This window comes from Streptomyces sp. 3330 (assembly GCF_031456635.1).
Classification (GTDB): domain Bacteria; phylum Actinomycetota; class Actinomycetes; order Streptomycetales; family Streptomycetaceae; genus Streptomyces.
Map to the genome: position 1 here is coordinate 468,176 of NZ_JAVDVA010000001.1, position 22,217 is coordinate 490,392.

The window sequence follows — 22,217 nt, forward strand, 5'->3', positions numbered from 1 at the left end:
GGCGAGAATCACGCTGGAATCGGCCCGGTGCGGGCGCCCCGATTTCACGATGCGGACGCGCGCGGAGACCCGCCCAGGAATGGAAACCTGCTCGTCACACGAGCCTTCCGGGGTGGACCCGGCAGTCCCGTCACACGAGCGTCCCTCACACCCCGAGCGCCAGCAACCGCTCCTCGGCCCGGTCCGGCGCATACAGGTGCTCCACGACCAGCGCACCCGCTCCCACCAGGCCCGCCCGCTCACCCAGCCGCGAGGTGACCACGTCCAGTCGGGCCGTGGAGCGGGGCAGCGCGCGCTGGTAGAGCAACTCGCGCACGCCCGTCAGGAAGGCGGTTCCGGCCAGATCTCCGGCGATCATCAGAACCCCGGGGTTGAGCAGTGTCACGACGGTCGCCAGGACGTCCCCGACGCGGCGGCCCGCCTCGCGGGCCAGTGCGGCCGCCTCCGGGTGGCCGGCCGCGAGCAGGTCGCGCACATCTGAGCCCGAGGACGCCGGAACCCCCGACTCCGCCAGCCTGCGCGCCACGGCGCCACCGCTGGCGACCGCCGCGAGACAGCCGTAGGAGCCGCAGCGGCACAGCGCCTCCGCGCCCACCCTGATGTGCCCGATGTCGCCGGCGCCGCCGTCGATGCCGCGGAAGATCGACCCGTCGACCACGACCCCCGCGCCTATGCCGGTGGACACCTTGACCAGCACGAAGGCCGAGCAGTCGGCGTATCCGGTGCGCTGTTCGCCGTACGCCATGAGGTTCGCGTCGTTGTCGACGAGGACGGGGACCGCCGTCGCGCCCGCGTAGCCGGCCGCGGTCCCGCCCGCCGTCCGTTCGGTGAAGGCTCGCGACAGGCGGCCCCTTATGTCGTAGCCGTCCCATCCGGGCATGATCGGCGGCTGGACGACCCGGCCGGTCTTGCTGTCGACCGGGCCGGGCACCGCGAGTCCGATGCCGCACACCTCGTCCGGCCGGTGGCCCGCCTTCTCCAGCAGCTCGGCGAACCAGCCGCCCAGCTCGCCGAGCACCGCGTCCGGCCCGTCCTCGATGACCAGCGTGCCGCCGTGCTCGGCCAGGATCTCCCCGGTCAGCGTCAGCACGGCCGCCCGCGCGTGCCGCGTGTCCAGGTCCGCGGCCAGGACGACGGCGTGGGCGTCGTCGAACTCCAGGGTGATCGAGGGACGGCCGCCCAGCGGGGAGTCGACCGGCCCGCCGGCCCCCTCGCGCAGCCAGCCGGCGCGGAAGAGGCGGTCCAGACGCTGGCCGACGGTGGCGCGGGAGAGGCCGGTGGCCTGCTGGAGGGCACCACGTGTCGTCGCCCGCCCCCTGCGCACCAGTTCGAGCAGATCTCCGGCGCTGGCCTGACCTCGTCCCGTCATGCGCACCCCCTTGTGTTTCTCAAGCCTGCATTACATATTGAGTTTTGCGTGTTAAATAGACGTAACCCTATGGTAGCCAGTGCCGAACCGGTCGGCCTTGTCGTCTTCGGGGAGCCCCGAGTGGATCGCACCGCCCAGCTCATCGCCCGCCCGGCGGAGTACGCCGTTGCATACGATCCGGCGGTTCCGCCGCGTCCACCGCACCTCGGGGCCCCGGCGCCCGGAACTCCGCACCTCGCGGCGCTGCGCCGCAGGGCGGCGAACGTGCTGGCGGGCAACTGGACGGGCTCGTCAACAGTTCCCTCACCCGGTCTGTACCCGCACCAGTGGTCCTGGGACTCGGCCTTCATCGCCATCGGCCTGCGGCACGTCTCGCCGCGCCGGGCGCAGACGGAGCTGGAGACGCTGCTGGACGCCCAGTGGGGCGACGGGCGCATCCCGCACATCGTGTTCAACCCCTCCGTACCGCTCGACGCGTACTTCCCGAGCCCGGACTTCTGGCGCTCCTCGACCGCGGGGCGCGCTGCGGGCGCCCCGCGCACCGTACAGACCTCCGGCATCGTGCAGCCACCGGTGCACGCGCTCGCGGCCTGGCTGGTGCACTGCGCCGACCCGGGACTCTCCCGCGCCCGCGGTTTCCTCACCCGGGTGTACCCCCGGCTGGCCGCCTGGCACCGCTATCTGCTGCACCGGCGCGACCTGGGCGGGGGCGGGCTGGTGTCCGTCGTCCACCCGTGGGAGCAGGGCATGGACAACGCGCCGAGCTGGGACGCGCCGCTCTCCCGGGTCGTCCCGGCCCCGGCCCGCTCGTTCCGGCGCGCCGACCTCGACCACGGCGCGCCCGAGGACCGTCCGACGGACCTCGACTACGGGCGCTACGTACGGCTCGCCACGACATACCGGGACGGCGGCTACCGCGACGGCGGAGTGCGGAACGGCGGCTACCGCGAAGGCCGCCTCCGGGACGGCGGGAACGGGAACGGCGGGAGCGGGAACGGCGGGAACGGGAACGGCGGGAACAGGAACGACGGGAGCGGGAACGGCGGGAGCGGGGGCGCGGAGTTCGCCGTCGAGGATCCGGCCTTCAACGCGCTGCTCATCGCCTCCGAGCACGCCCTCGCGCGCATCGCGTACGAGCTGGGCGCGACCGGCACGGCCCGGCACGCGCGCGCGGAGCGGCTCACGGCGGCGCTCGTCGAGCGGCTGTGGGACCCGGCGGAGGGCATGTTCTTCTGCCGTGATCTGCGCGGCGGGGACCCTGACCCGGGCCGGCGGCCGCTCACCGGCGCCCTCGTCCCGGAGCGCGGTGTGTCCGGGCTCGTCCCCCTGCTGCTGCCCGGCCTGCCGCGCGAGGTGGCCGCCGCTCTCGTGCGCACCCTGCGCGGCCCGCACTTCGGCCTGGGCGTCACCACACGGCTCGCGCCCAGCTACGACCTGCTCGGCGAGGCCTTCGACCCGCACCGCTACTGGCGCGGCCCCGCCTGGTTCAACACGAGCTGGCTGCTCGAGCGGGGTCTCAGGCTGCACGGCGAGCAGGCCGGGGCGGACGCGCTGCGCCGGGCCGTGCTGGACGTCGCGGACACCTCCGACTTCGCGGAGTACGTCGACCCGTACACCGGCGAGGCCTGCGGCGCGACCGGCTTCAGCTGGACCGCCGCGCTCACGCTCGACCTGCTGCACGACGACACCACGTCAGGCACGGGTGTCATGGCCGGACCGGGAATCCCGGCCGGCACGGGTAACACGGCTCTCAAGGGAGGGGACCGGGGATGACGGACCGGCATCATCTGCTCGTGTACGGCGGGACGTTCGCCGCCGTGGGCGACCGCGGGGACATCAGCGGCGTACGGGGCTCCGGGGTGGCCGCGGGATCCCCCGAAGGGTTATTCGTCCGGGACGCCAGGCATCTCAGCCGCTGGCAGCTGACGGTCGACGGCGCCGTGCCGGAGGTGCTCTCGCCGGTCGCGGAGGGGGACACCACGCGGTGCGTGCTCGTCCCGCGCGGCGGCCGCAACGAGCCGCCGTCCTGCACGCTGTTCCGTGAACAGGCCGTCGGCGACAGCTCGTTCGTGGAGTCGCTGCGGGTCGTCAGCAACCGTCCGGTGCCGACGACGGTCCGCCTCGCGGTCACCGCCGACGCCGACTTCACCGACCAGTTCGAGCTGCGCTCCGACCACCGCACGTACGCCAAGACCGGCGTCGTCCGCCGCCGCCAGATCCTCGACGACGGTGTGGAGTTCACCTACCGGCGCGGCGAGTGGACATCCTGTACGACGGTGACGGCCGAGCCCGTGCCGGACGGCGTCGAGGAGACCGGCACCGGCGCCCGCCGCCTGGTGTGGAAGCTGGAGCTCGAGCCGCACGGCTCCGCCGAGCTGACCCTGCGGGTGATGGCCCGGCCGCACGGCGAGAAGCGGGCGCTGCGGGTGCCTCGCTCACCGGCCGCGGTCACCGGCCAACTTCTTGCGCAGGAGGGCGAGTTCGTGGAGGGCGTGGCCTTCCCGACCGGCTGGCCCGAGCTGGCCGCGGCCTGTGCGCGTGGTCTCGCGGACCTCGCCTCGCTCCAGGTACAGGCGACCGGGCCGGACGGCGAGGAGCTGCGCGTCCCGGCGGCGGGCGCTCCCTGGTTCCTGACCCTGCTGGGCCGTGACGCCCTGCTCACCTCGCTGTTCGCGCTGCCCTACCGGCCCCGTCCGGCCGCCGCCACGCTGCTCGCGCTCGCCGCGGCCCAGGCCACCGAGACCGGCCCGCGGACGGTGTCCCAGCCCGGCAAGATCGTGCACGAGGTGCGGCACGGCGAACTCGCGCACTTCGAGCAGGTCCCGTACGGCCGCTACTACGGCTCGGTCGACGCGACCCCGCTGTTCCTCGTCCTGCTCGGCGCCTATGTCGAGCAGACCCGTGACATGGCGCTGGCCCGCAGGCTGGAGCCGCACGCCCGCGCGGCGGTCGGCTGGATGCTGGACCACGGCGGCCTCACTTCCCGCGGCTACCTGGTGTACCGGGCCGACCAGGGCGGTCTGGCCAACCAGAACTGGAAGGACTCCCCCGGCGCCATCTGCTCCGCGGACGGCACCCGCGCGACCGGAGCGGTGATGGCGGCGGGGGCCCAGGGCTACGCGTACGACGCGCTGCGCCGCACGGCGTGGGTGGCGCGCACGGTGTGGGAGGACGAGAAGTACGCGGCCCTGCTGGAACAGGCGGCCGCCGACCTGCGCGACCGGTTCCAGCGGGACTTCTGGATGCCGGAGCGTTCCTTCCCGGCGCTCGCCCTGGACGGGGAGGGCCGCCAGGTCGACGCGCTCGCCTCGGACGCGGGGCATCTGCTCTGGTCGGGCCTGCTGGACAAGGAGTACGGCGAGGTCGTCGGCCGGCGGCTGCTCGAACCGGACTTCTTCTCCGGCTGGGGCGTACGCACCCTGGCGTCCGGACAGCCGGCGTACCACCCGCTCTCCTACCACCGCGGATCGGTCTGGCCGCACGACAACGCGCTGATCACGCTGGGCCTCGCCCGCTACGGCCTGCACGACGAGGCCCGTACGGTCGCCCATGCGCTGGTCGACGCCGCGACGGCGACCGGGCACCGCCTCCCCGAGGTGCTCGCGGGCTACGGCCGTGACACCCACGCGGAGCCGGTACCGTACCCGCACGCGTGCGTACGGGAGTCCCGTTCGGCGGCGGCCCCGTTGGCGCTGCTCACGGCGGTCGGGGGCGCGTAGCGGGCCGGTTGGCGTGCCGTTTGCGCGCTGTTTGCCGAGCGCTGGCCGAGGCGGGCTGAACGCGGGCCGGAGGCGGCCCGTACGAAACTGTGGCGGATCCGGCTCCCTGCCGGATCCCCCGAACCGCCGGGCTTCGTACGGAAGGACCCTCGGGTGCCTGTCACCACTCGCTCATCCCAGCTGCCCCCACCGCACGACCCCGAGGACGACACCCCGACGCCCGAGGCGACGGACCGGCCGCACCCTCCGTCGACGGCAGCCCCGTCGACGGAGAGCCCGGCCGCCGAGGGCGAGCCCGACAGAACCGGCGAGACCACCGAGGCCGGAGAGACCACCGAGGCCGAAGAGGCCGGAGGAATCACAGAGGCCCCCGTGACCGGCCAAGCCGAATCGACCGAAGAGGCCGAAGAGGCCGAGGAAGCCACCCGAACCGAAGAGGCTGGAGAGGCCGGAGCGGCCGGAGCGGCCGCCCAAGCCGATGAGGTCGCCGCGCCCGCCATAGCCTCCGAAGCAGCCGAAGCCGAAGCCGGTGAGCCCACCGAGGTCACCGAGGTCACCGAGGTCACCGAAACGACCGCAACCACCGACGCCACCGACGCCACCGACGCCACCGACGCCACCGACGCTCAGCCGACCGGCGCCCAGCCCCGGGGGTTCAGGGCGCGGGTTTCGTACTGGCGGGGATGGCGGGGGCGGCATCCTCGGGCCGCTCGGGTGGTGTGGTGGGTGGCGACCGTCGTCTCGCTGGTGCTCGTGTTCGGGGCGTTGTCGCTGCCGAATCGTCTCTTCGCGCTGCATCCGAGCCGGTTCGTGCGGCTGCCGGGTGAGGCGATCATCGGCGCGGCCGTGCTGCTGGCGCTGCCGCGTCGGCCCCGGGTGGCGCTGGCGGCGCTGGCCGGCGCGGCCCTCGGCGCGCTGACCATCCTGAACGTGCTCGACATGCAGTTCGTGGAGTACCTGGGCCGTGACTTCGACCTGGTCCTGGACTGGATCCTGCTGGACGACGCGCAGTCGTACGTGGCGGACTCGATGGGCGGGACCGTCGCGCTGGCCGCGTCGATCGGGCTCGTCGTGCTCGTCGTGCTGCTCCTGGCCGTCATGGCGCTCGCGACGGTCCGGCTGAGCGGCCTGCTGATGCGCGACACCCGGCGGGCGACCCGGGGCACGTTGATCGCGGGCACCGTCTGGATCACCTGCTCCGTCCTCGGTCTGCAGTACGCCGGGCAGCCGGTCGCCTCCGACAGCGTCGTGCACTCGCTCGCGTCCGAGGCCAGGCGGGTGCGGGAGACCCTCCGGGACGAGGCGGAGTTCGGGAAGGTGGCCCGCAGCGACACGTTCGGGGCCACCCCGGCCGCCCAGCTCGTGCCGGATCTGCGCGGCAAGGATGTGATCTTCACCTTCATCGAGAGCTACGGCCGCAGCGCCATCGAGGATCCGGGCATGGCGCCGGGCGTCGACGCGACGCTCGACGCCAGCACCGCCGCCCTGGCGAAGGCCGGGTTCAGCGCGAAGAGCGGCTGGCTGACCTCGGCGACCTACGGCGGCAGCAGCTGGCTCGGCCACTCCACCACCCTGTCCGGGCTGTGGGTCGACACCCAGCAGCGGTACCGCACCGTGATGGCCAGCGACCACCTGTCCCTGACCAAGGCGTTCCAGAAGACCGGCGCCTGGGACACGGTCGGCATCATGCCGGGCGTGCAGAAGGGCTGGCCCGAGCAGAAGTTCTACGGCCTGGACAAGGTCTACAACGCCTTCCAGATGGGCTACCAGGGGCCGAAGTTCAGCTGGTCGACCATGCCCGACCAGTACGCGCTGGAGGCGTTCCAGCGGCTGGAGCACGGCCGCACCGACCGCGACAAGCCGCTGATGTCGGAGATCATCCTGACCTCCAGCCACCAGCCCTGGGCGCCGATCCCGAAGATGGTCGGCTGGGACGAGCTCGGCGACGGCTCGGTGTTCGAGGGCATCGAGGCGGACGGCGAGAAGGCGTCCGACGTCATCGCCGACTCCGACAGGTCCAAGCGGGAGTACGGCAGGTCCGTCCAGTATTCGGTGACCGCGCTCACCCAGTGGCTGGAGCGCTACGGCACCGAGGACACCGTCCTGGTATTCCTCGGCGACCACCAGCCCATCAGCCGGGTGAGCGGGAACAACGCCAGCCGGGACGTGCCGGTCTCGATCGTCGCCAAGGACCCGAAGGTCCTCGACAAGATCGCCGCCTGGGACTGGACGGACGGCCTCAAGCCGGCCCACGACGCCCCGGTGTGGAAGATGAGCTCCTTCCGCGACAGGTTCCTGAAGGCGTACGGCTCGACCCCGCACCCGTCGACGGGCTGAGCGCCCGGCGGTGCGTCAGCCGCCCGAGGTGTCCAGTTCCGCGTCCTCGCCGATGCCCGCGCAGTCGTACGGGTCCTTCAGCCAGCCGTCCGGCAGCACGACCCTGTTGTTGCCGGACGTGCGGCCCCGGGGGCCGTCCGCGCCGGTGGGCCAGGGCTGGTCGAGGTCCAGCTCGTCCAGACCGGCCCGGAGTTCGGCGAGCGTCGAGGTGACGGCGAGCCGCTTGCGCATCTCGGAGCCGACCGCGAAGCCCTTCAGATACCAGGCGACGTGCTTGCGGAAGTCGATGACCCCGCGCGGCTCGTCGCCGATCCACTCGCCGAGCAGGGTGGCGTGCCGGACCATGACGGCCGCGACCTCGCGGAGCGTCGGCCGGGCGTATTCCTCGCGGCCCTCGAACGCGGCGACCAGGTCGCCGAACAGCCACGGCCGGCCGAGGCATCCGCGGCCGACGACCACGCCGTCGCACCCGGTCTCGCGGACCATCCGCAGCGCGTCGTCCGCCGACCAGATGTCGCCGTTGCCGAGGACGGGGATCTCCGGCACGTGCTCCTTGAGCCGGGCGATGGCGCCCCAGTCGGCGGTGCCGCCGTAGTGCTGCGCGGCGGTGCGCCCGTGCAGCGCGATCGCGGTGACGCCCTCCTCGACGGCGATCCGGCCGGCGTCGAGGTAGGTGATGTGGTCGTCGTCGATGCCCTTGCGCATCTTCATCGTCACCGGGAGGTCGCCGGCCCCGCTCACCGCCTCCCGCAGGATCGCGCGCAGCAGGGGGCGCTTGAAGGGGAGCGCGGAGCCGCCGCCCTTGCGGGTCACCTTGGGGACCGGGCAGCCGAAGTTCAGGTCGATGTGGTCGGCGAGGCCCTCTTCCGCGATCATGCGGACGGCCTTGCCGACGGTGGCCGGGTCGACGCCGTACAGCTGGATCGAACGCGGCTTCTCCGTCGCGTCGAAGTGGATCAGCTGCATGGTCTTCTCGTTGCGCTCGACCAGCGCCCTGGTCGTGATCATCTCGCTGACGAACAGACCCTTGCCGCCGCTGAACTCCCGGCACAGGGTCCGGAAGGGAGCGTTGGTGATCCCGGCCATGGGGGCCAGCACGACCGGCGGGGTGACGGCGTGCGGGCCGACCCGGAGGGTCGTGTTCTTCGTGGGCGCGGTCGTGGGCATCCACCCATTGTCACGCATCCCGCGGCATGCCCGGCCGCGGGTTCCGGCACCCGCCCCCACCCGCATCCGCATCCGCACCCACGCCCGCCCCTGCCCGCACCCCCGTGCGGCGCACCTGCCCGCGCCCCGCCCCCGCGCGCGTGCCCACCCGCGGGTCCGCTCCCGATGCCACCGCAGAGCATGTACCGACCATTAGTTAGGCGCACTATTGATATCGGCGTACGATGGTCCGCATGCCCGAGCTCAGTTCTCGCCGACGTTTTCTCGTTCTCGCGATCTGCTGCATGAGCCTGCTGATCGTCAGTCTCGACGTCACCGTTCTCAATGTCGCGCTGCCCGCCATGCAGAGCGACCTGCACGCCTCCACCGCCGGCCTCCAGTGGACGATCGACGCCTACACGCTCGTGCTGGCCGTGCTGCTGATGCTCGCGGGGTCGACCGCCGACCGGATCGGCCGCAAGAAGGTCTTCATGGCCGGGCTGGTCGTGTTCACGTTCGGCTCGCTGCTGTGCTCGCTCGCCCCGAACCTGGAACTGCTGATCGCGGCCCGGACGGTGCAGGCGGTCGGCGGCTCGATGCTGAACCCGGTCGCCATGTCGATCATCACCAACACCTTCACCGACCCGCGCGAGCGGGCCCGGGCGATCGGCGTGTGGGGCGCGGTCGTGGGCATCTCGATGGCCGCGGGCCCGCTGCTGGGCGGGCTCCTGGTGGAGTCCGTCGGCTGGCGGTCGATCTTCTGGCTGAACCTGCCGATCGGCCTGGTCGCCCTGCTGGCGACCCTGCGGTACGTCCCCGAGTCCCGCGCGCCTAAGGCCCGCCGCCCCGACCCGGTCGGCCAGCTGCTCGTCATCGCCCTGTTCGGTCCCCTCACCTACGCGATCATCGAGGCGCCGGAGGCGGGCGCGGCGACCAGCGTGCCCTTCGCCGCGGTGGCGCTGGCCGCGCTGATCGGCCTGCTCCGGTACGAGCCCCGGCGCGAGGAACCCCTCGTCGACCTGCGTTTCTTCCGGTCGGTCCCGTTCAGCGGGGCGACCGTGGTCGCGGTCAGCGCGTTCGCCGCGCTGGGCGGCTTCCTGTTCCTGTCCACGCTGTACCTCCAGAACGTCCGGGGCCTGGACGCCCTGCACGCCGGGCTGTGGATGCTGCCCATGGCGGTGCCGATGTTCCTGTGCGCCCCGCTGTCCGGGCGGCTGGTCGGCAGCCGGGGGCCGCGGCTGCCGCTGCTGATCTCGGGCGCCGCGATCACGACGAGCGGGCTGCTGTTCGCCGTCTTCGAGGCGGAGACGTCCGACGTGACGCTGTTCCTCGGGTACATGCTGTTCGGCGTGGGCTTCGGGTTCGTGAACGCGCCGATCACGAACACGGCGGTGTCGGGCATGCCGCGCGGTCAGGCGGGGGTCGCGGCGGCGGTCGCCTCCACCAGCCGCCAGCTGGGGCAGACGCTGGGCGTCGCGGTGATCGGCGCGGTCCTGGCGGCGGGCGTGACCAGCTCGGCGTACCGCGACACCTTCGTCTCCGCCGCCGTCCCCGGCTGGTGGATCCTCGCCGGCTGCGGTGTCGTCGTCCTCGCCCTGGGCGCCGTGACCACCGGGCCCTGGGCCCGGCGGACGGCGGAACTGACCGCGCGGCGACTGGATTCGCCCGAGGTCCGGGAGGCCGCGAGCCTCAGCGCCTGACCCCGGCGCTTCCGGCGGTTCCGGCGCTTCCGGCGATTCCGGCGCTCGCGACGGTCCCGGCGGGCTCCGCGCCCTCGGCGGTGGCCGCCCGCGCGAACGCGTGGAGCTGCTCCAGCCGCTGCCGCGCCACCTCGTCCGCCGGCGCGTACGTCACCAGGCGCGCCCCGAGTTCCGGGCTCAGCCAGAGGTCGGTGTGGGTGAGGTCGAGAAGGCCGACGTGCGGGTTGCGGAACTGCTTGGTCTTGCTGCGGGTCGCGACGACCTCGTAGCGCTCCCAGTTCTCGCGGAACTCCGGGGACTCCGTCTGGAGCCGCTTGACCAGCATCTTCCAGGCGGGCTCGGTGAGATGGCCGGCCATGGAGGCGCGGAGCTTCGCCGCCATCAGGCGCATGGTCTCGTCGAGGTGGACGACCGACTCGCGCCACTGCGGATGGGTGTGGACGAGGATCATGCAGTTGCGGTCCTCGGGCGGGATCGCGTCGAGGTCGCAGAGCAGATGGGCGTAGGTGCGGTTGTAGGCCAGGATGTCGTAGCGGCTGTTCTGGACGCAGGCGGGCAGCGGGTCGAGCTGGTCGAGCACCTTGCGTACGGCGTCGGTGATCCCGGTGCACGACGAGGCGGGCGTCGGGTCGGTCGCGGCGGCCAGCTGGAAGAGGTGGGCCCGTTCGCTCGGGTCGAGCAGCAGGGTGCGGGCGAGGGCGTCGAGCACCTGGACCGAGACCTGGATGTCCCGGGACTGTTCGAGCCAGGTGTACCAGGTGACGCCCACCGCCGAAAGATGGGCGACCTCCTCGCGGCGCAGCCCCGGCGTGCGGCGGCGCGCTCCCCGCGGGAGGCCCACCTGCTCGGGCGTGATCCGCTCGCGGCGGCTGCGCAGGAAGGCGGCCAGCTCGTGGCGCCGGATCTCCGAGCCGCCGGATCCGCGCGACCTGCCGTCCTCGGGCGCCTCGCGGCTCCCCTGGACCTCGCGGGTTCCCCGGCTCTCGCGCGCACGTGCTTCCTCGGCCATCGTCGTCATGCCTCCAGCGTGCGGCCGCCCGGACCCTGTTGCCAGGTAGTCCTTCTACCAGGATAAGAAGAATCTGGTACCCGTCTGGGCGGCGGCGCAGGCTCGGGGGCGTGACTGAAACCCTCACCACCCCGGCCGCCGCACGGACGGTCCCGGCGCCCCGCGCGCTCGGCTCGCTCGGGCTGTTCACCGTGCTGATCGGCGCGGCACTCCCCCTGATCGACTTCTTCATCGTCAACGTCGCCCTGCCCACCATGGGCCGGGATCTCGCCGCGAACGCGTCCGTCCTCGAACTCGTCGTCGCCGGGTACGGGCTCGCGTACGCCGTCCTGCTCGTGCCGGGCGGACGGCTGGGCGACCTGTTCGGCCGGCGCCGGCTCTTCCTGGGCGGTATGGCCGCCTTCGGCCTGACCTCGCTGGCCTGCGGGCTCGCGCCCGACGCGTGGTCGCTGGTCGCGGCGCGGGTCGCGCAGGGCGCGTCGGCCGCCGCGATGGTCCCGCAGGTGCTCGCCACCATCCAGTCGTCCACCGAGGGGCCGCGTCGCGCCAAGGCGATGAGCCTGTACGGCGCGACCGCCGGCCTGGCCATGGTCGCGGGCCAGATCCTGGGCGGCGTGCTCGTCGCCGCGGACCTCGCCGGCAGCGGCTGGCGGTCCGTGTTCCTGGTGAACGTCCCCGTCGTGGTCGTCGGGCTCCTCCTCGCCGTCCGTACCGTCCCGGAGACGCGTTCGCGGCGTCCCGAGCCCGTGGACGGACCCGGCACCGTGCTCCTGGCCGCCGCCCTGCTGACACTGCTCGCCCCGCTCACCGAGGGCCGGGCGGCGGGCTGGCCGCTGTGGACGTGGCTGTCGCTGGCCGCGTTCCCGCTGGTGACGGGCGCGTTCGTCGCGGTGGAGCGGCGGGCCGACCGGCAGGGCCGCACCCCGCTGGTGCCGCCGAGTCTGTTCGCGCTCACCCCGCTGCGGCGCGGTCTGACGCTCATGGTGCCGTTCTCGATCGGCTTCAGCGGCTTCATGTTCGTCATCGCCGTGGCGCTCCAGAGCGGGGCGGGTCTGGGTCCGGTGGCGGCCGGTCTCGCGCTCGCGCCGATGGCCCTGGCGTTCTTCCTCGTCTCGCTGGCCGGGCCGCGGCTGGTGACGCGGTTCGGGGCCCGGGTGGTCACGGCGGGCTCGGTGGTCCAGGGCCTGGGTGTCGTCCTCATCCTGCTGGCGGTACGCGCCGACTGGCCGGACGTCGGCTTGGTCGCGCTGCTGCCGGGCGCGGCGGTCGCCGGTGCGGGGCAGGCGCTCCAACTGCCCGTCGTCATGCGGATCGTGATGTCCGAGGTGCCGCCCGCCCGCGCGGGTGTCGGCAGCGGCGTGATGGTGACCACCCAACAGGCCTCGCTGGCACTGGGCGTGGCCACGCTCGGCACCCTGTTCCTGTCCCTGGTCCCGGGGATGGGCATGCGGGACGCCCTGGTCACCACGCTGGCCGTGCAGTTGGGCGGGGTCGTCGTGACGGGTCTGCTCAGCCTGCGGCTGCCGCGCAGGGTGGGGTGACCCGGGCAACCCGGACCGGGCTCGGGAACGGCTCGGTCAACTCGACCGGGCGAAGCTCCTGTTGATGTTGGTATTGCTGCACACTCCTTGCTGGCCGAGATTTCGGGAGGCGTGATGCTGGAGATCAACACGAGCAAGGTGAGCCGCTGGGACCAGCACGGGCGGGAGCATGTCGTCAGAGTGCGGCGCGCGGGAGTGCAGCGCACGATCAGATGCGACACCTGCGGCTGGCGCAAGGGGGCGCAGTTCCTGCCCTGGCTGAAGGCCGAGGAACACCTCGCCGAGGCGCATCAGGCGACGGTGGATCCCTCGGAGGGCCGCGAGCCGCGGTGACTTCCGGCCGCCCATGGACTCCCGGACACGGCCCGTCACGCGCGGTCCGGCTCCGGCTCGGGTTCCTGCGGCTGCGGCCTGGGTTCCTGCTGCGGTCCGGGTTCTTGCTCCGGCTCCGGATCGGGCTCCGGCGCGGGGAGGCGCGCCGCCGTGCGGCGGGGCAGCAGGAGCGGGGTGGCGAGCAGGAGGACGCCGGCCAGGCCGATGGCCGTGCGCGGGCCGAGCAGGCCGCCCAGCACGCCCCAGCCGGCCGTCAGGAGCGCGGTCGACGCCTTGGTCGTCACCCCCCAGGCGGACAGGGTGCGGGCGACCCGGTCGGGCGCGGTGCGCTCCAGGCGGTGGGTGGCGTACACGGGATTGAAGACCCCGCAGCAGAAGATGAGCCCGAGCTCGACGCCCGTCACCAGCAGCAGCCCGCCCGCGCCCGGTCCGAGGAAGGCCAGGCCGACGGGCCAGACCGCGCGCAGCGCCCCCGACCCGACCAGGACCCGGTACCGGCCGAACCGGGTGACGAGCGGCCGGGCCAGCCGCGACCCGAGCAGCCCGCCGATCGCGGGCGCGCCGAAGGCGAGGCCGTACTGCCACGGAGCGAACCCGAGCGGGCCGATCATCAGGACGGCCAGCAGCGGCTGGGCGGCCATCACCAGGCCGTTGAACAGGGCGGTGTTGAAGAACAGGGGGCGCAGCGTCGCGTCGGCGAGGATGTACCGCCACCCGTCGAGCAGGTCGGCGGCCCGCATGCGCGAGGCCTCCCGGCGCCCGGCCGGCGGCTCGTCTCCGCGTATCGCGCGCAGGCCCAGGGCCGACAGCAGGTAGCTGACCGCGTCGGCCACCACCGTCGCCACCGGGCCGAGGAGCCCGATCGCCGCGCCGCCGAGCGGGGGTCCGATGATCGTGGTCGTCCAGGCCGTGGACTCGAGGCGGGCGTTGGCGACGAGCAGGTCCTCGGGCGGCAGCAGGGTCTTCAGATACGCGCCGGAGGCGGCGCGGAAGGTGATGTCGGCCGCCGCGACGACCACCGAGAGCAGCAGGAGCTGCAGGAAGGTGAGGACGCCGAGCGCGAACGCCACGGGGATCGTCAGCAGCGCCGCGCACCGCACCAGGTCCATCGTGATGAGCACCGGCCGCTTGCGGCGGAACTCCACCCACGGACCGAGCGGCACCGCCACGACCGCGCCCACCGCAGCGCCCGCGGAGGAGAGCGCGGCGACCTCGGCCGGCCCGGCGTGGAGCACCTGGACGGCGATCAGGGGGAACGCGCCGAAGGCGAGCCAGGTGCCGAGCGCGCTGGTCCCGTACGCCCCCCAGAGCCACCCGAACGGCCGCCCCGGCCGATGCCCGGACCGGCGCCCCGGCCGATGCCCGGACCGGCGCCCCGACCCGTGCCCGGGCGGCGGCCCTGGCCGGTGCCCGCTCCTCATGACCGCCACCCCTCGCCACTCGCCCGCACAACCGATCCGCGTCCGGAAGCATCAAAGCGAGCACCGCACCCAGCGATCAAACAACCGGAGGGCCGCCCGGCCACAACCCGTGGTTGTGTCCCTAAGGTGTCGGCATGGACCTCGACACCGTCCGGACCTTCGTCGCCGCCGCGGAAGCGGGACAGTTCCAGGAGGCGGCCGCCGAGCTGGCGGTCACCCAGCAGGCCGTCTCCAAGCGCATCGCCGCGCTGGAGCGCGACCTCGGCGTGCGGTTGTTCACCCGCACCCCGCGCGGCGCCGAACTCACCATCGACGGGCAGGCGTTCCTGCCGCACGCCCGCGAGCTGCTGCGCGTCGGCGAGCGCGCGGTCACGTCCGTGCGCGCGGGCCGCCGTCCGCTGCGCGTCGACGTGATCACCTCACGGAGCGCGGCGACCGGCCTCATGCGCGGCTTCCACCGCGCACACCCCGAGATCGACCTCGACGTGGTGATGCTGTTCGACATCGAGGCGGCCGTCGCCGCCATCCGCTCCGGTGCGATCGACGCGTCCTTCCGCGCCGTCGCCGCGCCCGGCCGGCCGCTGCCCGAGGACATCGAGTCCGTCCGGGTGCTCGACGAGCCGCTCCGGCTCCTCACCGGCCCCGCCCACGCGCTGGCGGGCGCCCGGTCGGTGCCCCTCGCCCGGCTCGCCGGGCACCGGATCTGGATGCCCGGCCTCGCCCCCGGGACCGAGTGGACCGCCTACTACGACGACCTCGTCGCCGAGTTCGGCCTCACCATCGAGGCGACCGGCCCCAACTTCGGCTCCGACGCGCTCCTCGACACCATCGCCGACACCCCGGCCCTGGCCACCTTCATGGGCGGGCGGACCCGCCTCGTCTGGCCCGACGGCCACGGCCTGCGCCTGATCCCGGTGACCGACCCGACGCCCGTCTACCCGCACTCGCTCCTGTGGCGCCGCGACAACCCCCATCCGGCGCTGGCCACCCTGCGCGCCCACCTCGATGCCACGGGCGCCGGTCAGGGCGACGCCGGGACCTGGACGCCGGGCTGGGTCGTGCCGCGTCGAGCGCTGGTCAGCGGGCGTGAGGCGCCCGGTCGCCCCGGGCGTCCAGGTCCTTGACCAGGCCCCGCAGCGCCGGCCCGTACTCGGGGTGGGCCAGGGCGTGGGCCAGCTGGGCGACGAGGTAGTCGGCCGGGTTGCCGGTGTCGTACCAGCGGCCCTGGATGACCTGGCCGTACACCGCGCGGCCGCGGGCGTAGGCGTTGATGGCGTCGGTCAGGTAGATCTCCCCGGTCCGGTGCTCGTACCAGCGGCGGGTCTGCTCGCGCAGCTCGTCGATGATGCCGGGGGTGATGACGTAGCCGCCGATGGCCGCGTACGACGACGGCGCCCGCGCGGGGTCGGGTTTCTCGACCAGGCCGGTGATGCGCAGGGTCCCGTCGCCGAGGTCCTCCTTGACGACGGGGACGCCGTAGCGCTGGGAGTCGGCGGGGTCCATCGGCAGCAGGGCCAGCACCGGGCAGCCGGTCTGCTCGTAGGCCCGGATCAGCTGCTGGGCGCGGGGGGTCTCGGCGACGAAGACGTCGTCGGGCCAGAGCACGAGGACCGGCTCGTCCCCGAAGGAGCGGGCGGCGTTCAGCACCGGGGTGCCGTTGCCGTACGGGCCGTGCTGGTCGAGGTAGGTGATGTGGCCCCTGCGGGCCAGCTCGGCCACCTCCTCGACCGCGTCCGCGTAGGCCGTCTTGCCGTCGGCGCGGAGCTGCTCGACGAGGGCCGGGTTCGGGCGGAAGTGGTCCTGGATCAGGCTCTTGCCGCCGGAGACGACGATCGTGATGTCGGTGATGCCGGAGTCCACCAGCTCGCGCACGGTGTGCTCGATCACCGGCTTGTCGCCGACCGGGAGCATCTCCTTCGGGATCGCCTTCGTCAGGGGCAGCAGCCGGGAGCCCAGCCCGGCGGCGGGGATCACGGCCCGGCGGATCGTCGGCGACATCAGACGGCCCTCCGCAGCCCGCGCATCAGCAGATCCACCAGCGCCGTGAAGTCCTCCTGGGCCCCGGGCCGCTCCCACACCCGGTGGTAGCCCGGGTCGTGGAAGCGCCCGGTGGCCTGGAAGACGGCTGCCGCGGTGGTCCTCGGATCGGGGGCGGCGAAGTCGCCGGACGCCACGCCCGCCTCGATGATCCGGGTGAGCTGGCCGGTCAGGTCGGCGAGGTGTTCGCCCACCACCTGGCCGGCCTCCCCGGTCAGCACCATGTAGGTGGCGAACAGCTCGGGGTCGTCGCCCGCCTTGCGCCGTTTGGCCTCGAAGAGGGCCGCGAGCCAGTCGCGCAGCCGGGTCTCCGGGGCGCGCGCGCCGTCGTCGGTGATGGCGGAGAGGGTCTCGGACGTACGGTCCAGCCACCGCTTCGTGACCGCCTCGCGCAGCGCCGCCTTCGTCCGGAAGTGCCGGTAGACGCTGCCGTGGCTGACGCCGAGCGCGCGGGCCACGTCGACCACCGTGGCCTTGGCCGGGCCGTGGCGGCGCAGCACCTCCTCGGTCGCCTCGAGGATGCGCTCGGCGGTCAGGGTCTCGGTGGTCGGTGACATGTTCAGACCGTACCCGGAGTGCGGGTCAGCGCTCGCTGTCGAGGTGGGCCATCGCGGCGGCCGAGTAGCGGTCGCCGGCGGCCGCGCCGGCCGGGACGGCGTCCTCGATCGCGGCGAGGTCGGCGGCCTCCAGGACGACGTCCAGCGCGCCGAGCGACTCCGCCAGCCGCTCCCTGGTCCGGGCGCCGACCAGCGGCACGATGTCCTCGCCCTGGGCGAGCACCCAGGCGATCGCGATCTGCGCGACGGAGACGCCCTTCTGCTCGGCGATCTTCCGCAGGGCCTCCACCAGGTTCAGGTTGTGCTGGAGGTTGTCGCCCTGGAAACGGGGCGAATAGGCCCGGAAGTCGTCGGCCGCGAGCTTGCGGTCGGCGGTGAAGTGCCCCGAGATCAGGCCGCGCGACAGCACGCCGTACGCCGTGATGGAGATCCCCAGCTCCCGGGTGACGGGCAGGATCGACCTCTCGATGCCGCGTGAGATCAGCGCGTACTCGATCTGGAGGTCGGCGATCGGGGCGGTGGCGGCGGCCCTGCGGATGGTGTCGGCGCCGACCTCGCTGAGGCCGATGTGCCGGACGTGCCCCTTCTCGACCAGCTCGGCGATCGCGCCGACCGTCTCCTCGATCGGCACGTCGGGGTCGAGCCGGGCGATGCGGTAGACGTCGATGTGGTCGACGCCCAGCCGCTGGAGGGAGTAGGCGGCGAAGTTCTTCACGGCCGCCGGACGGCCGTCGTAGCCGCTCCAGCCGCCGTCCGGGTCGCGCAGCGCGCCGAACTTCACGCTCACCTGGGCCTGTTCGCGGCGGGCCGCGGGTGCGGAGCGCAGCGCTTCGCCGATCAGCAGCTCGTTGTGGCCCATGCCGTAGAAGTCGCCGGTGTCCAGCAGGGTCACGCCGGCCTCGAGGGCGGCGTGGATCGTCGCGATCCCCTCGGTCCGGTCCGCCTCGCCGTAGAGCGCGGACATGCCCATGCAGCCGAGGCCGAGGGCGGAGACCTGGGGACCGGTGGTGCCGAGGGAACGGGTTCGCATCGTCATGCCCGCCAGCCTGGCATGACAGCTGACAGATTTCAACATCTGTCAGCTGTCAGCTGTCATCTGTCGTCCGTCATCCCATGACTGTCGTTCACCGGCCGCCCGCTCGACGGGCCGTGCACACCGAGGACAATGAGAGATGTCGGTGCGCAGTCACCTCGGCGGCGCCTGCCGCCGGCCGAGCGGCCCTCCGCGCCGCCATGGAGGCTGCCATGAGCATCCGCATCGCCACCTTCAACATGGAGAACCTCTTCCGCCGGCCCACGGCCTTCCGCATCGAGGACCCGGCCGCGCGCGAGGAGATCCTCGACGACTTCGCCACTCTGGTCGCCCTCCTCGACCTGCCGGTGTACACCGACGACGACAAGACGAAGATCGCCGGGCTCATCGAGAAGCACCGGGCCTACGAGATCGACCCGGAGAACCCACCGCCGATCTACGTCAACCAGTCCCGCCCGGGCAAGGACTCCGGACTGTTCAAGCCGCCGGAGCCCGGAAGACGACCCCGCATCGAGGTCACGGCCAAGGGTCGTTCCGCGTGGGCCGGTTGGGCCGAACTGGGGCAGGAGTCCTTCGAGCTGAACGTGGTGCGCAACACCGGCCGGGTGGTCTCGGAGGTGGACGCCGACATCCTGCTCACCGTGGAGGTCGAGGACCGGCTCACCCTGGAGCGCTTCAACACGCAGGTGCTGGCCGGAGCACTCGGCCGGCGGCCGTACCCCTACGCGCTGCTGATCGACGGCAACGACCCCCGGGGCATCGACATCGGGATCCTGAGCCGGCACCCCGTCACGTCCGTGCGGTCCCACCTCTTCGACACCGACCCCGAACGCCCCGACCTGCGCCTCTTCAGCCGCGACTGCCCGGAGTTCGAGATCCAGCTCAACGGGACGCCGCTGGTGCTCCTCGGCAACCACCTGAAGAGCAAGTTCCAGGACAATCCCGATCTCCGCCTGGCCCAGGCGACGCGGGTCGCGGAGATCTACCGGGCCGCGCTGGAGCGCACCCCGCACGTCGTCGTCGCCGGGGACCTCAACGACGAGCCGGACAGCGCCGCGGCCTCGGTCCTGCGGGACACCGGACTGCGTGACGTGATGAGCCACCGCGCCTACCGCGGACTGCCCGGCACCCACGGGGAGTGCAAGAGCGAGCGGGACAAGCTCGACTATCTGCTGCTCTCCCCCGAGCTGTGGCCGACGGTCCAGCACGTCGGGCTGGAGACCCGCGGCATCTTCGCGAAAGACATCAAGTCGTTCGACACGGTGACCTCGAAGGGCACCGCGGCCTCCGACCACGCCGCGCTCTCCGTGGACGTCGACCTGTAGGCACGGACGAAGTGGCCCCGAGGCCCCACGGCGAACGCCGGCACCCCTCGGGCGGGGTCGCGCACGTGCTGCTGCGCGGCCGTCAGCGGCGGGAACCCCGCGAACGACGAGTGCCGGGCCCCTCGGAAGGGGCCCGGCACTCGTCAGGCGGTGGGGAAGGAACGCGAGGTCAGCAGCCGATCAGGCGGCCGGCGAGGTAGCTCTCGATCTGGTCGAGGGACACCCGCTCCTGCTTCATCGAGTCACGCTCGCGGACGGTGACCGCGTTGTCGTCCAGGGTGTCGAAGTCGACGGTCACGCAGTACGGCGTGCCAATCTCGTCCTGGCGGCGGTAGCGGCGGCCGATGGCGCCGGCGTCGTCGAACTCGATGTTCCAGTTCTGACGCAGCGCGGCGGCGAGGCCCTTGGCCTTGGGCGACAGCTCCGGGTTGCGGGACAGCGGCAGGACCGCGACCTTCACCGGGGCCAGACGGTGGTCGAGGCGCAGGACGGTGCGCTTCTCCAGCTTGCCCTTGGCGTTCGGCGCCTCGTCCTCGATGTAGGCGTCGAGGAGGAAGGCCAGCATCGCGCGGCCGACACCGGCCGCGGGCTCGATGACATAGGGGGTCCAGCGCTCCTGGGCCTCCTGGTCGAAGTAGGAGAGGTCCTGGCCGGAGGCCTTGGCGTGCGCGGAGAGGTCGAAGTCGGTCCGGTTGGCGACGCCCTCCAGCTCGCCCCACTCGTTGCCGCCGAACTGGAAGCGGTACTCGATGTCAGCGGTGCGCTTCGAGTAGTGGGAGAGCTTCTCCTTCGGGTGGTCGTACCACCGCATGTTCTCCTCGCGCAGGCCCAGGCCGGTGTACCAGTTCCAGCGCTGCTCCATCCAGTACTCCTGCCACTTCTCGTCCTCGCCCGGCTTGACGAAGAACTCCATCTCCATCTGCTCGAACTCGCGGGTGCGGAAGATGAAGTTGCCGGGCGTGATCTCGTTGCGGAAGGACTTGCCCATCTGCGCGATGCCGAACGGCGGCTTGCGGCGCGAAGTGGTCTGCACCTGGGCGAAGTTGGTGAAGATGCCCTGGGCGGTCTCGGGGCGCAGGTAGGCGATGGAGCCGGTGTCCTGCGTGGGGCCGAGGTGGGTGGAGAGCAGACCCGAGAACTGCTTGGGCTCGGTGAACTGGCCCTTGTTGCCGCAGTTGGGGCAGTTCACGTCCGCCAGGCCGTTCTCCGGCGCGCGGTGGTGCTTGGCCTCGTACGCCTCCTCCAGGTGGTCCGCACGGAACCGCTTGTGGCAGGAGGTGCACTCGGTCAGCGGGTCGGAGAACGTGGCGACGTGACCGGATGCCACCCAGACCTCGGGGGCCAGGATGACGGACGAGTCGATGCCGACCACGTCCTCGCGCGACGTCACCATGTAGCGCCACCACTGGCGCTTCAGGTTCTCCTTGAGCTCGACACCCAGCGGTCCGTAGTCCCAGGCGGCCTTCTGGCCGCCGTAGATCTCACTGCACGGGAATACGAAGCCACGGCGCTTGCTCAGGCTGACGATGGTGTCGATCTTGTCGGCGGCCACGGTGCTCTCTTCATAACGACGACGGGCGACGAAGCGAGATGCTTCCAGAGAAGACTTCAGGGTACCGGCGGGGACTCCCCCTCGACCAAATCGGATCCCTACCCAGACCCTTACCCAGCCGTTACCAGGCCTTGTTGACAACGGTTTCCATATTTGTTGAAAATGAGTGTCATGAACGTACGACGACGACTCATATCCGGCACCGCGGTCGCGGCGGCCACCGCCCTCGGCCTCGCCACCCTCTCCGCCTGCTCCTCCGACAGCGCGGCCGCGGCCAACACGGACAAGTTCGACGTCGTCGCGTCGTTCTACCCGATGGCCTTCCTCGCCGAGCAGATAGGCGGGGACCACGTGAACGTCACCAGCCTGACCGAGCCCGGCCAGGAGCCGCACGACCTGGAGATCAGCGCCAAGCAGACCGCCGCGCTCCAGGAGTCCGACGCGGTGCTCTACCTCAAGGACCTGCAGCCCTCCGTCGACGACGCGGTGGCCCAGTCCGAGATCAAGACGAAGATCGACGCCGCCTCCCTCACCACGCTGGAGAAGCACGGCAACGAGGTCGGCGGCCACGCGGCCGAGCACGACGACCACGAGGACGAGGAGTCGTCCGGCCTCGACCCGCACATCTGGCTCGACCCGGTGCGCTACGCCGAGGTCGCCGAGGGCGTCGGCAAGGCCTTCGAGAAGGCCGACCCGGACCACGCGGCCGCCTACCAGGCGAACACCGCGACCCTCGTGAAGAAGCTCGACGCGCTGAACACCCGGTTCGAGGACGGGCTGGCGAACACGAAGACCAAGGTCTTCCTCACCACCCACGCCGCCTTCGGCTACCTCGCCGAGCGCTACGGCCTGACCGAGGAGGCCATCAACGGCCTCGACCCCGAGTCGGAGCCCAGCGCCGCCCGCGTCAAGGAGCTTGAGAAGATGGCCGAGGCCGACGGCGTCACGACCGTGTTCTACGAGACGCTCGTCAGCGACAAGACCGCGAAGACCATCGCCTCCGACGCGAACCTCAGGACCGACGTCCTCGACCCGATCGAGGGCATCACGAAGAAGTCCCGGGGCACGGACTACTTCGCGGTCCAGGAAGCGAACCTCGAGGCGCTGAAGACAGCCCTGGGAACGAAGTGATCTCTAC

17 protein-coding genes are annotated in these 22,217 nt (G+C 72.4%); 9 read left to right on the plus strand and 8 right to left on the minus strand.

What is annotated here, in order from left to right:
* Positions 1 to 145: 145 nt before the first annotated feature.
* On the minus strand, positions 146 to 1,369 hold the full coding sequence (locus tag J2X68_RS02065) for an ROK family protein (RefSeq protein WP_310430652.1): 1,224 nt from the start codon (positions 1,367 to 1,369) through the stop codon (positions 146 to 148).
* Positions 1,370 to 1,489: 120 nt separating this feature from the next.
* Between J2X68_RS02065 and J2X68_RS02070 the strand changes: the two genes are divergently transcribed.
* The 3 genes from J2X68_RS02070 (at position 1,490) to J2X68_RS02080 (ending at position 7,425) form a co-directional block, all read left to right on the plus strand.
* Positions 1,490 to 3,142, plus strand: a complete 1,653-nt coding sequence (locus tag J2X68_RS02070) for an MGH1-like glycoside hydrolase domain-containing protein (RefSeq protein WP_310430653.1) — start codon at positions 1,490 to 1,492, stop codon at positions 3,140 to 3,142.
* Positions 3,139 to 5,088, plus strand: a complete 1,950-nt coding sequence (locus tag J2X68_RS02075) for a glycogen debranching N-terminal domain-containing protein (RefSeq protein ID WP_310430654.1) — start codon at positions 3,139 to 3,141, stop codon at positions 5,086 to 5,088. Before J2X68_RS02070 ends, J2X68_RS02075 begins: the two co-directional genes overlap by 4 nt.
* A 498-nt stretch (positions 5,089 to 5,586) precedes the next feature.
* Positions 5,587 to 7,425, plus strand: a complete 1,839-nt coding sequence (locus tag J2X68_RS02080) for a CDP-alcohol phosphatidyltransferase (protein ID WP_399039208.1) — start codon at positions 5,587 to 5,589, stop codon at positions 7,423 to 7,425.
* Positions 7,426 to 7,440: 15 nt separating this feature from the next.
* Here J2X68_RS02080 and dusB read toward each other — a convergent pair whose 3' ends face one another.
* Positions 7,441 to 8,592, minus strand: coding sequence for a tRNA dihydrouridine synthase DusB (dusB, locus tag J2X68_RS02085; protein WP_310430656.1), 1,152 nt, complete (start codon positions 8,590 to 8,592; stop codon positions 7,441 to 7,443).
* Positions 8,593 to 8,825: 233 nt separating this feature from the next.
* Here dusB and J2X68_RS02090 point away from each other — a divergent pair, with 233 nt between their 5' ends.
* The gene (locus J2X68_RS02090; RefSeq protein ID WP_310430657.1) at positions 8,826 to 10,271 is read left to right on the plus strand and encodes an MFS transporter; all 1,446 of its coding nucleotides are present in this window, start codon (positions 8,826 to 8,828) and stop codon (positions 10,269 to 10,271) included.
* Here J2X68_RS02090 and J2X68_RS02095 read toward each other — a convergent pair.
* Positions 10,261 to 11,289 (minus strand): helix-turn-helix transcriptional regulator, encoded by a 1,029-nt coding sequence (locus tag J2X68_RS02095; protein WP_310430658.1) that lies wholly within the window; start codon positions 11,287 to 11,289, stop codon positions 10,261 to 10,263. The two genes, J2X68_RS02090 and J2X68_RS02095, sit on opposite strands and share 11 nt — an antisense overlap.
* Positions 11,290 to 11,390: 101 nt before the next feature.
* Between J2X68_RS02095 and J2X68_RS02100 the strand changes: the two genes are divergently transcribed.
* Both J2X68_RS02100 and J2X68_RS02105 read left to right on the plus strand, forming a co-directional pair.
* Complete coding sequence (locus J2X68_RS02100) at positions 11,391 to 12,821, plus strand: MFS transporter (protein ID WP_310430659.1); 1,431 nt, start codon at positions 11,391 to 11,393, stop codon at positions 12,819 to 12,821.
* 114 nt (positions 12,822 to 12,935) lie between these two features.
* The gene (locus J2X68_RS02105; protein ID WP_020132980.1) at positions 12,936 to 13,154 is read left to right on the plus strand and encodes a hypothetical protein; all 219 of its coding nucleotides are present in this window, start codon (positions 12,936 to 12,938) and stop codon (positions 13,152 to 13,154) included.
* 35 nt (positions 13,155 to 13,189) lie between these two features.
* Here J2X68_RS02105 and J2X68_RS02110 read toward each other — a convergent pair whose 3' ends face one another.
* Entirely contained in the window at positions 13,190 to 14,575 is a 1,386-nt protein-coding gene (locus J2X68_RS02110) for an MFS transporter (RefSeq protein WP_310430660.1), read from the minus strand.
* A 134-nt stretch (positions 14,576 to 14,709) separates the two neighbouring features.
* Between J2X68_RS02110 and J2X68_RS02115 the strand changes: the two genes are divergently transcribed.
* Entirely contained in the window at positions 14,710 to 15,699 is a 990-nt protein-coding gene (locus J2X68_RS02115) for a LysR family transcriptional regulator (RefSeq protein WP_310430661.1), read from the plus strand.
* Here J2X68_RS02115 and J2X68_RS02120 read toward each other — a convergent pair.
* From J2X68_RS02120 to J2X68_RS02130, 3 genes are read right to left on the minus strand one after another with little or no spacing between them, the layout of a single operon-like run.
* Positions 15,653 to 16,573 (minus strand): UTP--glucose-1-phosphate uridylyltransferase, encoded by a 921-nt coding sequence (locus J2X68_RS02120; protein ID WP_310430662.1) that lies wholly within the window; start codon positions 16,571 to 16,573, stop codon positions 15,653 to 15,655. The two genes, J2X68_RS02115 and J2X68_RS02120, sit on opposite strands and share 47 nt — an antisense overlap.
* Positions 16,573 to 17,169 (minus strand): TetR family transcriptional regulator, encoded by a 597-nt coding sequence (locus J2X68_RS02125; protein WP_310430663.1) that lies wholly within the window; start codon positions 17,167 to 17,169, stop codon positions 16,573 to 16,575. The genes J2X68_RS02120 and J2X68_RS02125 overlap by 1 nt, the downstream gene beginning before the upstream one ends.
* A 25-nt stretch (positions 17,170 to 17,194) precedes the next feature.
* Complete coding sequence (locus J2X68_RS02130) at positions 17,195 to 18,205, minus strand: aldo/keto reductase (RefSeq protein ID WP_310430664.1); 1,011 nt, start codon at positions 18,203 to 18,205, stop codon at positions 17,195 to 17,197.
* A 209-nt stretch (positions 18,206 to 18,414) separates the two neighbouring features.
* Here J2X68_RS02130 and J2X68_RS02135 point away from each other — a divergent pair, with 209 nt between their 5' ends.
* Complete coding sequence (locus J2X68_RS02135; RefSeq protein ID WP_310430665.1) at positions 18,415 to 19,527, plus strand: endonuclease/exonuclease/phosphatase family protein; 1,113 nt, start codon at positions 18,415 to 18,417, stop codon at positions 19,525 to 19,527.
* A 169-nt stretch (positions 19,528 to 19,696) separates the two neighbouring features.
* Here J2X68_RS02135 and J2X68_RS02140 read toward each other — a convergent pair whose 3' ends face one another.
* Positions 19,697 to 21,079 (minus strand): glycine--tRNA ligase, encoded by a 1,383-nt coding sequence (locus J2X68_RS02140; protein WP_310430666.1) that lies wholly within the window; start codon positions 21,077 to 21,079, stop codon positions 19,697 to 19,699.
* A 171-nt stretch (positions 21,080 to 21,250) separates the two neighbouring features.
* Between J2X68_RS02140 and J2X68_RS02145 the strand changes: the two genes are divergently transcribed.
* On the plus strand, positions 21,251 to 22,210 hold the full coding sequence (locus J2X68_RS02145; protein ID WP_310430667.1) for a metal ABC transporter solute-binding protein, Zn/Mn family: 960 nt from the start codon (positions 21,251 to 21,253) through the stop codon (positions 22,208 to 22,210).
* The last annotated feature ends 7 nt before the right edge of the window (positions 22,211 to 22,217 follow it).